Here is a 14,507-nt window from a genome sequence, read left to right as displayed (position 1 = left end):
AAAGGAGCTTACAATATTGAATGTCCAGTTAAAGGTTGTTACGAGAGACAATTGGGAAGATGCATTAAAGTTACAAGTTAAAGAAGATCAAAGAAAATTTGTCCCCGCTGTAGCAGTTTCACTTGCTAAAGTATATATAAAACCAGATGGTGACAATGTAGAGTACATACCATTCGCTATATACGATGGGGACCTTATGGTTGGTTTTGTTATGCATGCTGTTGTAATAGAGACATCGGATATGTATTGGATTAACGGATTTATTATTGATCAATCGCAACAAGGTAATGGTTATGGAAAAGCAGCATTACAAGAAAGTATTGATATAATAAAAAATACTTTTAAATCGTGTAAAGAAATAAGATTAACCGTACATAAAGATAATCTCTCTGCAAAGAAATTATATGAACGATATGGTTTCATATCATTAGGACAGGAGTATGATGGTGAGCAAGTATACCGTTTATTTGTTTAACTATTAAGAAGTAAAGGTGTGAAATGAAATATGCAATTTACTGAAGTGAAAATTGAAGTGTTCATTCCTGAAGAATATATTGAAACATTAAGGGATGAATTAAATAAAATTGGAGCATGTAAAACGGGCGAATATGACCATTGTCTTTCCTATAGTTCAGTGAAAGGATATTGGAGACCTTTAGAAGAGGCATCTCCTTTTAATGGAGAAATTGGTCAAATATGCGAAGGACAAGAATGTAAAGTTGAAATAAAGTGTAAACGAGAACTTGTAAAAGATGCTCTTGAAGTTATTAATGATATTCATCCGTATGAAACACCTATGATTTATATTATACCAATACTAAATGACTATTTTGAGAAACTATACATTAAATAACTAGGAGGAATATCAATTGAAAAGTAAATTTCATCATATTGTACGAGCAGTCATGATAAAAGATGAAAAATTATTAGTTGCTGAATATATCGGCCATCATTATTTTTTACCTGGTGGCCATGTTGAAATTGGAGAATCAGCAGAGAATGCATTAAAAAGAGAGTTAAGAGAAGAACTTGGAGTAAACTGTAGTATACAACAATTTTTAGGCGTCATAGAAAATCAATGGCAAGATAAAGAAGTGCTTCATCATGAAATTAACCACATTTTTGAAGTAGAGTCACAAGATTTACATACGGACTTAACACCGAAATCTAGCGAGTCTCATTTAGCATTTCACTGGATAGATTATAATAAAGAAGCCTTAAATCATTATGAAATCATGCCAATGCCTTTAGTGAAGGAATTACTAGAAAGAAAGTTAAGTGATGAACTACTAAATTGTTGGATTAGTAATTTTTAAATCACTTTATTTATAGTAAATACGTCCATCGAATGAATATAAAGAAAATAGGCTGAAAAACAAGGTACATCACCTAGTGTAAGTTCATATTTTGTTGATGTACGCATTTAGTCTATAGTCTTGTTTCTACTTTGTTTAAAAGAATTTATTAACTTTAATATTTGGACGGAATTTACATTTATAAATGGAGGGTTTCATAATGAATCAGTTTCAACAAGAACTACAATCATTAAACCTTAATGATTATCAAACTGGCAATGTTGTGTATTGGGATCAACAACAAAGTCAATATCCATACTATTACATTCAAGACGATGCACGTCGTTGCGGCGGATGTGGCGGTTGTGGTGGACGTTGCGGTGGATGTGGCGGTAGATGTGGTGGTTGTGCAGGTCGTTGCGGCGGATGCATAGGATGCGCAGGATGTTTCAGTTGCTTTAATTGCTGGAACTGGTGGATTATTTAAGTATAGAAAATTCAAGTTATTTTATATGAAAGAAAGGTGTAAAAACTATTTTGCACTTTTCTTTCATGCTGTAATTTTGATGTGTATTAAGGGGGATTTATTTGTATACATATGATAAGTTGATTTCTTGGGTAGAGGATATAAAAGAAAAAAATCATAGTTCTGCTACAGCACTTTGTATTATAAAAGATAATAAAATCGTACTAGAGCATTATAGTGGTTATCACTCAAATACATCTACAACCAAGAGAGTAACAGCATCTTCACAATTTAACGTTGCTTCTGCTAGAAAAAGTTATTTAGGATTAATGATAGCGTATGCGCTTTATGAGGGGAAAATAAACTCTATTGATGATGAAGCGATAAAATATTTTAAAGACTTTGATCCTGCATTGCTTAGTAAAACGACGATAAGACATTTAGTAACACATTCGCATGGATTAGAAGAAACGAATGACAGGACAATTTTTCGTGAATTTGCACCGGGGCAATCATGGGCGTATAGAGATATTAATGTAAGAATGATGACACGTCTTATTTATCAGCTATATAACAAAAGTTTTCCTGAATTGTTAAAGGAGCGTGTGTTTAAGCCTGCTAATTTTCAAGAAACAGGTTGGAGAGTTCAGCGAGATGAAAATTTAGTTGACGTTGTTAATAATCCAAATGAAGACGCAATTAGTGAAATTGGTACGGTAGATGACGGTACTGAAAAAAATTTGTTTGTCTCAGCTAGAGAATTTGCGCAGTGGGGCAATCTTCATTTAAATCAAGGTGGGATAGATGGTAAACAAATTGTTCCAAAAGAAGTTATAAAAATCGCTACGAGTTTGCAGAGTCCAACATATATAAACAAAGAGCTACCACAAAATGGATTGTTTTGGTTCATCCAAAATGAGCCTGCGCAATTAAGCGAACTTGGTGAACGTGTTCCAAAAGGGTCGTATCAAATATTAGGGATTACTGGATCGACCATTTTAGTAATACCTGAATATAATGTAGTTGTTGCAAAAATGTATAATAAAAGATATAACTACGGTGGTGATAATTACTTATATTATTTACGTGAATTTAGTAATTTAGTCGCAGATACATTTAGTAACGGTAATAGGGCATAATTACTCCTATAACGAAAAGGAGTGATTGGAAGTGAAAGATAAAGTGAACAAAAATAAAAAGCAAAATATAAAAGATGTAAATACAGAGCAAAATGCAATTTATAGCGATCCTAAAGATGCAGCTAATATGCAAACTGTACCGCAGCCGAAAGATTTTGATGAAATCGAATATTAATTTTTCATCCGACTATATGATGAATGAAAAATACGTCTTAAGTCTCATAACATTTAAGAAATTATTTGATAACATATATACATAAGCATTTGAAAATGTCTTATCTTAACAAAGCTTTCTTTAGAAATATCTGATATAACCTGCAAAAGGCACTTCTTTATGAAGTGTCTTTTTGTGTATATGAACTTAATTACCATTTTCCGTACAGTATCTTGCAATTTATGATGGATATACTAACTGTGAAAATTCATGTCAAGATAAAAGAAGGGGACAGTTAGCATGAAACAAACTTCTATAAATCCGTTACTAATTGTTCTAGGTACAATCATTGTTCAAATTGGACTTGGAACAATTTATACATGGAGTTTATTTAATCAACCCCTTGTAAGTAAGTTTGGATGGAATCTTAATGCAGTAGCGATAACTTTCTCTATAACAAGTTTTTCTTTATCATTCTCAACTTTATTTGCAGCAAAGTTACAGAAAAAATTAGGACTTCGGAAACTTATTGCTACTGCAGGAATTGTTTTAGGACTCGGCTTAATACTTAGTTCTCAAGTTTCTTCTTTACCACTATTATATTTATTAGCTGGTGTCGTTGTTGGTTATGCGGATGGAACAGCTTACATTACATCACTATCTAATTTAATTAAATGGTTTCCAAATCGGAAAGGGCTTATTTCAGGTATATCTGTATCAGCGTATGGAATGGGCAGCTTAATCTTTAGATATATAAACGGAAATCTTATCGATAACCTTGGTGTATCACAAGCATTCTTATATTGGGGTATTATCGTGTTACTTTTAGTGTTAATCGGATCGTTCTTCTTACGCGAGGCAATTGTAAGTAATGCTGTAACTGAAACATTACACAATGACTATACTCCGCGTGAAATGATGCGAACGAAACAAGTATATCTGCTATTTTTTATGTTATTCACCTCGTGTATGGGTGGTTTGTATTTAATCAGTATGGTAAAAGATATCGGTGTACAACTCGTTGGACTTAGCGCAGCAACCGCTGCAAACGCCGTTGCTATGATTGCGATCTTTAATACAGTAGGTAGAATCATTCTTGGGACGTTATCAGATAAAATCGGCCGAATGAAAATTGTCTCTGCAACGTTTATTATTATAGGTTTGTCAGTCTTTACTTTAAGTTTTATTCCGCTAAATTACGGAATCTATTTTGCTTGTGTAGCAAGTGTCGCCTTTTGCTTCGGCGGTAATATAACTATATTCCCAGCTATTGTCGGAGATTTCTTTGGATTAAAAAACCATAGTACAAATTACGGGATTGTCTACCAAGGTTTCGGATTTGGTGCGCTTGCAGGATCATTCATTGGAGCGATACTTGGAGGATTTCAACCAACTTTCATTATAATTGGTGTTTTAAGTGTTATTTCCTTCATTATTTCAATATTAATCCGTCCACCAACTGCAGAGAAGACAAAAGAACTAAAACATCTACATCGGAAAGTGGCGTAATACTAAAAAGAGTCCTAATATAGGGCTCTTTTTAGTATAGAGAGAATAGAGTTATTTAATTTAAAATGAAATGATTTGAGAAGCCTCGATTCGTTCTAACAAAAGTAATGAAGTCATTGATAACACTTCTGAGTCATTATTTAAAGTAGCTACGATTACATTGGCTAATGGAGCTGACAATATCTCAATTTATATACCAATGTTCGCTAGTCAATCCTTGGAAGCAAATATCGTTACATTAATAATCTTTTTTTCCATGATAGCGATATGGTGTTTTATTAGCTACAAATTGATAAGAACTCCTATTCTAGTTAAAGTACTTGAGAACAATTGTCATATTATTGTTCCAATTGTTCTAATTGGTTTAGGAATGTTCATTCTTTTTCGCAGTGATACAATTGAATTATTGTACTAATATGTTGAAACTTGAATTAAAAAGAATCAAACGCGGTAAAAAGCCATACTACAGATAAAATGTAGTACGGTTTTTTAAAATTTTAGTGAAATGAAACAGTGCACTACGACTATTAAGTTAGACAGGATATTACGATTATTAAATTGAATAGATACTTTAAAAGGAACGTGATAATTAAAATGAAAATAGTAAAGCAATGGGTCCAAGAAGATAGTGATTACATAAGAGAAAAAGTAATTGAATATAACCAAAAACATATTTCAGATGAAGAGAAAAAGCCTTCAGAAAAAATTAGTTTTATAGTGAGAAATGAAAAGGGAAAAATTGTAGGTGGAATAACTGCAATTACATTTTGGCACCACGTACATGTTGATTTCCTGTGGGTTTCTGAAGAATATAGACACGAAGGTTATGGAACCAAGTTAATAAAACTTATTGAAGAATTTGCAATTGAAAAAGGGTGTAGGTTAATTAATTTAGATACTTTATTCTAAAACTGCAAGAACGTACTTTGGATAATCTTCCTAAGGTACGTTCTTTTTTTATATCAGTAGCCTATTCTTATTAACTCCACTAATAGTGGTAAAGGCAAGACTTAACTAACTTATATATATTAAAAGGAGTTAATGGTAGAATGAATAGAAGACAGAAAATTCCTTTTATTAAAAATAGAGGAGGTACATATGAAAAAAGTTAATGTTACATACGCGATTTTGTACGATAAAACTAATGAAAAGATTTTAATGGTAAAAAACAAAGGGGAAAATGGTTCTTATTATACATTACCAGGTGGCGCAGTTAAATTAGGAGAAACATTGGAAGAAGCAGTAATTCGAGAAGTAAAAGAAGAAACAGGATTACATATAAACGTAAAAGGGATTTGTTCTATCAGCGAAGCCTTTTTCGAGGAAAGAGATCATCATGCAATTTTCTTTAATTTTCTAGGTGAAATAATTGGCGGAGAGACATATATATCAAGGCCGAAAGAAATTGAAGAGATTACTTGGATGGAATTACATATAGCAGCTCCATATTTACGCATACCAGAACATTTACTAGATTTATTACAAAAGAAAGAAACAGTACCTTATTTTTTTAACGGAACAATCGTTCATCAATCTTCATAAAAATATTATCTCATGTAAGGCGGGGAAAAAATGGAGTTTATCGTTAATCACAAACAATTCACTCAAGCACTTTCAGAAGTCAACAAAGCAATATCAACAAAATCTTTAATTCCTATATTATCTGGTATAAAAATAACTGCAGATCAATCTGGAATTACTTTAATTGCAAGTAACTCGAATATTTTTATTGAAAAATTCATTCCTGTTTTAATTGAAGACGAAAAGATTGCAACTATTTTAAAGGCAGGAACTATTGTTGTACCTGCAAAGTATTTTATTGAAATAATAAAGAAAATGCCAAGTGATATAGCAATAAAAAGTAAGAATGAGCAAATTATTAAGATACAATCAGAAGAAATCACATTAAGTTTAAATGGATTTCCTGCAGATGAGTTTCCGAATGTACCGCTTATAGACAATCATGCAGAAATCAAAGTAGAAACAGAGCAATTGATTGAAGTATTTAAACAAACAGTCTTTGCGGTAGCAAAAAATGAATCTAGACCTGTTCTTACTGGGGTGCATATAGAGTTATCTAATAATAAGTTTATTTGTGCTGCAACTGACTCACATAGACTAGCGATACGTGAAACGCGACTTTCCTCAGATGTAAAAGCAAATTGTATTGTACCAAGCGCAACCATTAATGAACTTCTAAAATTAATGAACAGCAATTCGAAATTCGTATATATCTACCTTTCAGAGAGTCATATTATATTTACGTTTGGAACAACTACATTATATTCAAGACTAATTGAAGGGAAATATCCTAATATTTCTAACCTTATTCCAAATGACTTTAAAACGATTATTAACATAGATAGAAAAAAGATATTACAAGGTGTAGACCGATCAAGTTTATTAGCAAGTGAATGGGCCAATAACAATGTTAACTTAGAAATCATAAACGAATCTACAATTAAAATTTCTTCAAATGCTTCTCAAATTGGGCAAATATCCGAAACGCAACAAATAGATGCGATTCAAGGTGAAAAACAATTAAATATATCTTTCGATGGGCGTTTTATGGTTGATGCTTTACGAGCAATAAAAGAAGAAACGATTACTTTAAGCTTTGGCGGTTCTATGAGACCGATATTGATTGAAGCAGGAGAACAATCTGCAGCAGTACATCTTATATCACCAGTAAGAGCGTATTAGGGATAGAGGAAGGAATTACATTATGTACAAGCAGACTATTGATTTATGAAATCATAAATCAATACATTATAAGAATGATGTATTAGTAAAGCAAACAGTTTACTAAATCCTACATAATATAATTCAATCATAGACAAAGCAGCAATGATAATCTGAAATACAAAGCAAAATAATAATAACCTCAATATAAAAGCCATAGATTAATCGATATGGGGTGAGTATGATGAAGAAAATAATTGTTTTACTCATTGGTATAGTTTTAATTACTTTTGCTTTTTATCAATACAACAAAAAAGACTATGCAGCTAAAAGTACTAACTTGTATGTAGAAAACTTTAAAGGGGAAAATGATTCAATAAAAATACAATCTGCTATTAATAAAGCAGAATCTAGTAAAATTAAAACGGTATTACTTGATGATAAGAAGTATAAAATTACGTCACCAATCATTGTTAAAAAAGGTGTGAAATTATTATTTGGTTATGGATCCCAATTTGTAGTTGAGGGAAACTTTAGAGTTCTAGAACTGGAGAACAACGCATCCATTGAAGGAGCGTATATAGCTATTGACGATCCTAAATTTAACTCTGAAGTTATTTATTTAGACGGTAAAAATAAATATTATAACACTTGGAACAAAACACAAATAAAAGATATAAATATTATTAATTGGACGGAAACGAATAAAGGTACCGGAATTTCTTTATACTCTGCTGGAAAAGAAAATGAAATTTCGTTTGTTAACTTCGAAAATATTAAAATTGTAGGAATGGAAACCGGACTAAAATTAGTAGCAAAAAAACCGAGCACCGGACAAGCTTGGATAAATGCCAATCGTTTTATGAACTTTTCTTTAGAAGACTGTGTAAATATGATTTATATGGATAGTCAAGTAACTACGCCAAATGAAATTAGTGGGAATCAATTTACAAATCTTCAAATACAGCCTTCAAATAAAACAAAAAGCATTATACAGGTAAGTGGTCAGCATAATGAATTTCATGGGATGGTGTGGGATTTAAATAAAATAAAACATGAAACCGAACTCATTGAACTGACTGATAAGAGTATGAATACAGTGGTTGAAATGTCCAGTGTACCAGCAAATAGAGTTTTAGATAGTGGGAAATCCAATATTGTGAAATAAGTTTAAATACAGAAAAAAGAGCGAATTCTTTATAAGAGGATTCGCTCTTTTTATATTTTAAAATTAAATTTCCTTCCACCAAGCGGATGAAGGATAATTTGTAGATTTTAACGTAATAGATTCACCAATTTGAGGCGTTGTAATTTTAACTCCTAAACGGTTAGCTTCTTTCGTAACACGTTCTATCGGGTCACTCCATTCGTGTAATGCTAACGTAAAGGCACCCCAATGAATCGGAAGAAGTAATTCTCCTTTAACATCAATATGAGCTTGTACCGTTTCTTCAGGCAACATATGAATAGCAGACCACCTCGGATCATATTGCCCGCATTCCATTAATGTAAGATCGAATGGACCGTATTTATCACCAATTTCCTTAAAGTGAGGGGCATAACCGCTATCACCACTAAAGAAAATTTTAGTCTCTTGACCAAGAATAAGCCATGAACACCATAATGAACGATCTCTATCTGTCATACCACGTCCCGAGAAATGCCTTGCAGGCGCACATACTAACTTAATATTATCAAACGTAATTTCGTCCCACCAATTATGTTCACTAATTTTACTAGGCGAAACACCCCATTTAATAAGATATTGTGCAACTCCAGTTGGAACATAAAAGTGCTTTGCGCGATCTTTTAACTGCATAATACTTTTGTAATTCAAATGATCATAGTGATTATGAGAAATGATAATCGCATCAATTTCTTGAAGGTCATCACGTTCTAAAGAAAAAGTACCACTATAGCGTGTACTATTAAACAAAGGAAATGGGGAAGAGGCATCTCCAAACATAGGGTCTAATAATAGTTTTTTACCTTCTATTTTCAAAAGAGAAGCAGAATGGCCAAACCATGTAACACTCTCTAACGATTCATTATCTTTATTTGATAAAACGATAGGCAAATCCTTTATAGGACGCAGCTTTGATTTTATTTTAAAGTAATCCGTCATTAAACTTATAATATCTTTCGGTTTAAAACTCATATCAGTATGAATTTGATTTGTATATTTCTTATTCATTCGTTCTCCTTTTTACGATTAACAATTTATGTATGTTGTTATTGTAGCTATTTGTAGTTTAAACTATATTATTTTACCTTTCATCTAAATTGCCTTGTATTTCATAAATTCGTCAAATTCATTATTTGTATCTATAAAGTACAAATTGCACAGTGGCAGCTAAAACAAATATTAAGTACATGTAAATTGTTTTTATTTAGTAAATTCCTTCTTATACGCAACAAAGAACATACGTTTCGTTGTATGTTATAGAAGAAAATATGTCTCTAATAAAAGAAAGGAAGGAGAGGATGTAAGTGCACATAGAGCGAAAAAAGAAATCAAAATGTAAACTATCAAAATCTGAAATCATGCATTTGTATACTGAAGGGAAGAGCACCTCAGAAATCGCCATGCTTGCTAATGTGTCTGCAAGGTATATTCGTATGGTTTTATCAGACAATAACGTACCAAGACGCGCTATAGGGAGTTGGAAGAGAAAGTATGACATAACAGAAGATTATTTTAAAACGTGGTCAAACAATATGGCTTATATTTTAGGGTTTATAGCAGCAGATGGTGTTATACAGAAAGAAAATCAATGTGTCAGTATATCTCAAAAAGAAAGTTATATTTTAGAAGATATAAAAAAAGAACTAAAAACAAACCAGCCACTTTATCAAAACAAAAAAACAGGCGTATATATGCTAAACATTAATAGTAAAGTAATAAAAGACGATCTAATGAATATTCACGGAATCATGCCATGTAAATCTTTTAACATTGAATTTCCTTTAGTACCAGAAGAATATTTACATCATTTTGTTCGTGGATATTTTGATGGGGATGGTTACGTCAAGTATGAAACTTATACAGTTAATTTCGTAGGTGGATCATATAACTTTATGAATTCTTTACATCAAATTCTTCAAAATCGCAATTTACGAGCCGATTTACTAAATCAAAACAAACATTATCGTGTTATTTTATCTGGAAGAAAATCAATACAACTATTTTCAAATTGGATTTATAAAGACAAAGATATTTATTTGCATAGAAAATATGAAGTGTTTCAGAAAGAAAGTCTGAGTTTAGATCAATTACAAGATCGAAAATTAAAACAAACTCAAACTGCTGTTAAGCAAAGAAAACAAAGTTTCCTTGAAGAATATATGAAAAATAAATGTAATGCTATAACTTGTTCAAATTTAGAAATAAGCGAATCGGCTTTCAAACGTTGGCTAAAAAATGATAATCAATTTAAAAGAGATTATGAAAAGATTAATTTAACAATGTCCACTAGCGATAACTAAATATAAAATCCTAAAAAACCTTAGAATAGGTATGAAGATAGCTATTCTAAGGTTTTTTATTTTTAAATCATAAAGGATTCTTAATTTTATTGATTGAATATAGTAAATACATAGATTTTACAATTGTCTTGATAAAAAAGGAGAGAGACACCTTGCAAAAGAAATTTATCAATCCAGAAACGATGCCACCAACTTCTGGATATTCACATGTAGTGGAAGTTAGTAACGCTAAACGAACAATTTACATATCTGGACAAGTAGCGATTAACACTGATGGTCAAATAGTTGGCATTGGTGATTTAGCTACACAAACGCGACAAGTTTTCGAAAATATTAAAAGTGCATTAGAAACTTCGGAATTAAGATTTAATGATGTAGTAAAATTAACATTTTTCCTAACAGATATTTCTCAAATGGCCACTGTTAGAGATATACGAGATCAATACATTGATACTAAAAATCCACCAGCAAGTTCAGCTGTAGAAGTTAGAAAGTTAATTAACGATAACTTTTTAATTGAAATCGAAGCAATTGCTGTAGCAAACTAATTTTAAAAACTTATTATGAATCATATCAATGCAATTCGTTTTAACTGAACACATTAAACGAATTGCATTTTTTATTGTCTTAAATATAATTTATATCTGGAGACATTTTCATCAACAACTTATAAAACAAATAACTAAACAATCCATCACACAGAATGATTAAAAAGAACGAGGGGAGGCTAATCACAAAAACTAACTTACCTATAATAAGTTTATTATTTAAAGTTAGTTAACATAATATATATTATAGGCAGTTGTAGAAACAAAGCAATACCAGGTATCAAAACCCAAGTAAACTATACTTAATGAGACGAAACGGAGATTTTTGGTGAGATTTACATTAAATCTTATCTAAACAAATTTCTTCAGTTTTTATCGTTTTTATTTGTTATAAATTCATCACAGCAAATCTTAATCAATAATCGCTTAAGATTTAACGAATTAAAAACATTTTTGATTGGCAAGAAATTTTTATACAGAAAAATTATTTCTATACAAAATATAAATTAGTAATTCTATTTTATGTTTTACTTAATGAATTAATTGCTATTTGCACATGTTTTACAACTTTACATTATTTGTTGTTATTTCTGTCATTTAGACTTGACTTTCATTACACTCATTGTTTTTTATTCTAGTTAACATAACGCTTATTTTTAACATAAAAAAATCCTCCTCACCTTCAGGAAGATTTTTTGTTTGCTATTATTTTATTTATATCTTCTAGTAACAATCCCAATTGTAAATGACATTGGAAAAATCTAGATTTAACAAATCTTCCTTACGTATAAAGAAATTAGCAACCCCAGAATCACCCCACATAATATTTAATGAATCGTCTGTATCGATTTGCATCAATAATATGTCATGTTGCTGGTATTTTTCTTCCCATTCCCTTGGATCTGTCTGTGTGAAAAATGGATAACCACCAATTTTATGTCCTTGATCCTTACATAAATCATCATACAGTTCGCCTAATTCTGTATTATTTTCTTCATCAACAATTTCTTCCCAATCAATGTTATCATTAAAAATCATTTCAAATCGATAATCTCTTGGTGTTACTGGTTGATATGCCAACTCAAACTTTAGTTTTGCTGCTTTGGGTATGATAAAATTCTCTAAATCTAAAGTGTTTAAATAACTAAAATCAGTAATCACCTTAGTTAAATCCGCTGTGATTGTAGAATGATAAACAATTCGAAAGTCTTTTTGGGTTGTGGGATGATCAAAATCTGCTCCAAAAAGATCTTCTTCAGCACTTATGAAAAACTGTAACATTCCATGTTGAGGCATATGTTCAATGTTTGGTATTTCTTCAAGGTTTAACTGCGCAAGTAGCATCATAGGTTGTCCGTTTGAGTCTTTAGGATGCTCTTGATCTATAGGTAAATACGGATATCCACCAAACTTACTTTCAAAAAGCGTTGTCTCTGCTAATGTTCCAGACACTTTAACATACGGTTTCACACTTTCTTCTAAAATACTACGATACTGTTCTAGTTCTTTCGGAATTTGAAGTTGATACGTATTCTTCACTATATTTGCCTCCTTTTAGTAATGAATTGAAAATGCCTAACTTAATTATATAGTAAGCGATAGCTTAATTGAAAATCGTTAAAAATCCATTTTCACCCTCATTTTTTGCGCGCTTGGTGGACAAAGTAGATTATGTTCTAATACCTTTTTATTAATAGTTCGAATTAAATCCGCTGCTTCTGCAGTATTTGTATTTTCTTTTAGCTTTTCTTTTAAATCATCAATTTCTTTTGAAAGCTCAATCCACCTAGGTAAAACGTGATTATTTGCTAAAGTTCTATAAAGTTGCTTTTCAGGATTGTACGAAAGATCTTTATCAAGATTAAGAGGTTTCCCTTTACCAGGTAAATGATCAAAAGCTCCTTTCTGTTCTGCTTGTTTAACGATAGAACTAATATGATCCTCATACGTATAAGACCAAACTTTCTCATCTTTTACTAAAATCTCTTGTTTTTTTAGTTTTTTATCTAGTTCTTCTTGATTCATAGATTCTCTCTCCTTTTTATTTTCTAATGTCGTTTTTGTAAATTCTAATGCCCTTAATCCATCGAATAGCTTTTCTCGCCACCATACGCTATCATGTCCACCTTGAAACTCTTCGTAAGTGGTTTGGTATTTCTTTGCTTCTAAAGCTTTATATAGCCGTTAAAAGAGGTTCGTTTTCGAGTTCGCCTACTGCTATGTAAGAATGTAGATGAGTCGCATTAGAATTTATTGATGAAATTTGATTTTCAATCCAAGGAATTGTATTTTCATAATTATCCTTTTTCCAATGTACGGATCCAGACATTGACAACACATTTCCGAAAATATGTGGATTTTGAAGTGCTGCATAAAAAGCTGCTAAGCCACCAAGACTGAAACCAGCAATTGTTGTATGATTCTTTTCTTGATAAACGTGATACTTAGCTTGAATCCACGGAAGTAATTCCTTCGTTAAAAATGCATTCATTTTATCGTTATAAGTTAGCTCTTCTAATCGATCGACAGGATCTATAGCAACAGCAATGCAAGATGGGATTTCTTTTTCGTAAATTAAATAATTAAGTGTTTTTTCAATTGAAAGGCTCTGAATGAATTCCCATCAAATACAATGAGAAGTTCTTGAAGATGTGGAGTGTGAGAATAATCATGAGGCGTATAAATATGAATTTTACGTGTGTTATTTAAAATCGAACTATGAAAAGAATATGTTTCAATTCTCCCAGATGGATAATGATTTGAAGGGAAACGACTGCTATACTGCATGTCCATACTTATTTTTAACACAGACGCTTTATTGGTACCTTCTCCAAATGTATTTTTATTAAATGGGTCTAATCGATACTGTTCACTACGCTTTATCCAATTATTTTCGAAAAAATCATTTACTGTAAAATAATAAGTTGAAATAAAACTCTTATTTGTTCTAAACGTAACATACCAAATATCTGTCTGTAACAATCGTTGTAATTGATTTACAGACAAATCCCAACCAGGAAAACTACCGAATACATAAACGTTTTCAGTGTTTTGATCCCCTAACCATATATACGTTATAAGCTTATACTGATTATCTGCAGGGCATTGTTCTATTAGTGGCGTGTGATTTGACTTTATTTCATGCAAAAAAGTATAAAGAGCTTTTTCGTTTCCATTCTTTAATTGATTTTTAAGCTTCTCTAACTTAGGACTGATTATTGTAGTCAC

The 14,507-nt window shown here is 31.3% G+C and carries 15 protein-coding genes and 2 pseudogenes; 14 read left to right on the top strand and 3 right to left on the bottom strand.

Annotation, left to right across the window (positions count from 1 at the left end; translation table 11 throughout):
* The first annotated feature begins 16 nt into the window (after positions 1-16).
* The 12 genes and pseudogenes from DN401_RS01405 to DN401_RS01355 all read left to right on the top strand — a co-directional run bounded on the left by DN401_RS01405 (position 17) and on the right by DN401_RS01355 (position 8,413).
* Positions 17-475 carry a GNAT family N-acetyltransferase gene (locus tag DN401_RS01405; protein WP_001102671.1) on the top strand — a complete coding sequence of 153 codons (459 nt, stop codon included), beginning with the start codon at positions 17-19 and terminating at the stop codon, positions 473-475.
* Between the two features lie 30 nt (positions 476-505).
* Entirely contained in the window at positions 506-853 is a 348-nt protein-coding gene (gene cutA, locus DN401_RS01400; RefSeq protein ID WP_001160791.1) for a divalent cation tolerance protein CutA, read from the top strand.
* Positions 854-869: 16 nt separating this feature from the next.
* Positions 870-1,316: an NUDIX domain-containing protein gene (locus DN401_RS01395; RefSeq protein ID WP_000836832.1), complete on the top strand. Its 447-nt coding sequence runs from the start codon at positions 870-872 to the stop codon at positions 1,314-1,316.
* A 199-nt stretch (positions 1,317-1,515) separates the two neighbouring features.
* Positions 1,516-1,782, top strand: coding sequence for a heterocycloanthracin/sonorensin family bacteriocin (locus DN401_RS01390; RefSeq protein ID WP_001071389.1), 267 nt, complete (start codon positions 1,516-1,518; stop codon positions 1,780-1,782).
* 101 nt (positions 1,783-1,883) lie between these two features.
* Positions 1,884-2,900, top strand: coding sequence for a serine hydrolase domain-containing protein (locus DN401_RS01385; RefSeq protein ID WP_000288895.1), 1,017 nt, complete (start codon positions 1,884-1,886; stop codon positions 2,898-2,900).
* Between the two features lie 31 nt (positions 2,901-2,931).
* Complete coding sequence (locus DN401_RS29670; protein ID WP_000653680.1) at positions 2,932-3,075, top strand: hypothetical protein; 144 nt, start codon at positions 2,932-2,934, stop codon at positions 3,073-3,075.
* 279 nt (positions 3,076-3,354) lie between these two features.
* A complete protein-coding gene (locus tag DN401_RS01380; RefSeq protein ID WP_000815119.1) occupies positions 3,355-4,563 on the top strand; it encodes an L-lactate MFS transporter in 1,209 nt (402 codons plus the stop codon).
* 85 nt (positions 4,564-4,648) lie between these two features.
* A pseudogene (locus DN401_RS01375) lies at positions 4,649-4,978 on the top strand (cadmium resistance transporter); the annotation flags it as partial.
* A gap of 179 nt (positions 4,979-5,157) precedes the next feature.
* The gene (locus DN401_RS01370) at positions 5,158-5,472 is read left to right on the top strand and encodes a GNAT family N-acetyltransferase (RefSeq protein ID WP_075677086.1); all 315 of its coding nucleotides are present in this window, start codon (positions 5,158-5,160) and stop codon (positions 5,470-5,472) included.
* A 189-nt stretch (positions 5,473-5,661) separates the two neighbouring features.
* Positions 5,662-6,105: an NUDIX hydrolase gene (locus DN401_RS01365; RefSeq protein ID WP_000757601.1), complete on the top strand. Its 444-nt coding sequence runs from the start codon at positions 5,662-5,664 to the stop codon at positions 6,103-6,105.
* Positions 6,106-6,135: 30 nt separating this feature from the next.
* Positions 6,136-7,266, top strand: a complete 1,131-nt coding sequence (dnaN, locus tag DN401_RS01360; RefSeq protein WP_121868632.1) for a DNA polymerase III subunit beta — start codon at positions 6,136-6,138, stop codon at positions 7,264-7,266.
* Positions 7,267-7,489: 223 nt separating this feature from the next.
* The gene (locus DN401_RS01355) at positions 7,490-8,413 is read left to right on the top strand and encodes a hypothetical protein (protein ID WP_000721081.1); all 924 of its coding nucleotides are present in this window, start codon (positions 7,490-7,492) and stop codon (positions 8,411-8,413) included.
* Positions 8,414-8,476: 63 nt separating this feature from the next.
* Here DN401_RS01355 and DN401_RS01350 read toward each other — a convergent pair whose 3' ends face one another.
* On the bottom strand, positions 8,477-9,439 hold the full coding sequence (locus DN401_RS01350; protein ID WP_001037068.1) for an MBL fold metallo-hydrolase: 963 nt from the start codon (positions 9,437-9,439) through the stop codon (positions 8,477-8,479).
* A 296-nt stretch (positions 9,440-9,735) separates the two neighbouring features.
* Here DN401_RS01350 and DN401_RS01345 point away from each other — a divergent pair, with 296 nt between their 5' ends.
* Both DN401_RS01345 and DN401_RS01340 read left to right on the top strand, forming a co-directional pair.
* Positions 9,736-10,731: an LAGLIDADG family homing endonuclease gene (locus DN401_RS01345; protein WP_000546829.1), complete on the top strand. Its 996-nt coding sequence runs from the start codon at positions 9,736-9,738 to the stop codon at positions 10,729-10,731.
* 152 nt (positions 10,732-10,883) lie between these two features.
* Positions 10,884-11,279 (top strand): RidA family protein, encoded by a 396-nt coding sequence (locus DN401_RS01340; protein WP_001169716.1) that lies wholly within the window; start codon positions 10,884-10,886, stop codon positions 11,277-11,279.
* A gap of 723 nt (positions 11,280-12,002) precedes the next feature.
* Here DN401_RS01340 and DN401_RS01335 read toward each other — a convergent pair.
* Positions 12,003-12,818, bottom strand: coding sequence for a YwqG family protein (locus tag DN401_RS01335; protein WP_000799806.1), 816 nt, complete (start codon positions 12,816-12,818; stop codon positions 12,003-12,005).
* A gap of 78 nt (positions 12,819-12,896) precedes the next feature.
* Positions 12,897-14,507: pseudogene (locus DN401_RS30435) on the bottom strand (DnaJ family domain-containing protein).

The sequence above is a fragment of the Bacillus sp. BF2-3 genome (genome assembly GCF_008368795.1).
In the GTDB taxonomy this organism is placed as follows: Bacteria; Bacillota; Bacilli; order Bacillales; family Bacillaceae_G; genus Bacillus_A; species Bacillus_A cereus.
The sequence above is the reverse complement of the archived record's forward strand: the minus strand, read 5'-3'. Positions and strand labels throughout refer to the sequence as shown.

Excerpts from the sequence above, each read along its gene's own strand:
- cutA (WP_001160791.1), top strand. The coding sequence starts at position 506 with ATGCAATTTACTGAAGTGAAAATTGAAGTGTTCATTCCTGAAGAATAT.
- DN401_RS01390 (WP_001071389.1), top strand. The coding sequence starts at position 1,516 with ATGAATCAGTTTCAACAAGAACTACAATCATTAAACCTTAATGATTAT.
- DN401_RS01380 (WP_000815119.1), top strand. The coding sequence starts at position 3,355 with ATGAAACAAACTTCTATAAATCCGTTACTAATTGTTCTAGGTACAATC.
- DN401_RS01370 (WP_075677086.1), top strand. The coding sequence starts at position 5,158 with ATGAAAATAGTAAAGCAATGGGTCCAAGAAGATAGTGATTACATAAGA.
- DN401_RS01365 (WP_000757601.1), top strand. The coding sequence starts at position 5,662 with ATGAAAAAAGTTAATGTTACATACGCGATTTTGTACGATAAAACTAAT.
- dnaN (WP_121868632.1), top strand. The coding sequence starts at position 6,136 with ATGGAGTTTATCGTTAATCACAAACAATTCACTCAAGCACTTTCAGAA.
- DN401_RS01355 (WP_000721081.1), top strand. The coding sequence starts at position 7,490 with ATGAAGAAAATAATTGTTTTACTCATTGGTATAGTTTTAATTACTTTT.
- DN401_RS01350 (WP_001037068.1), bottom strand. The coding sequence starts at position 9,439 with ATGAATAAGAAATATACAAATCAAATTCATACTGATATGAGTTTTAAA.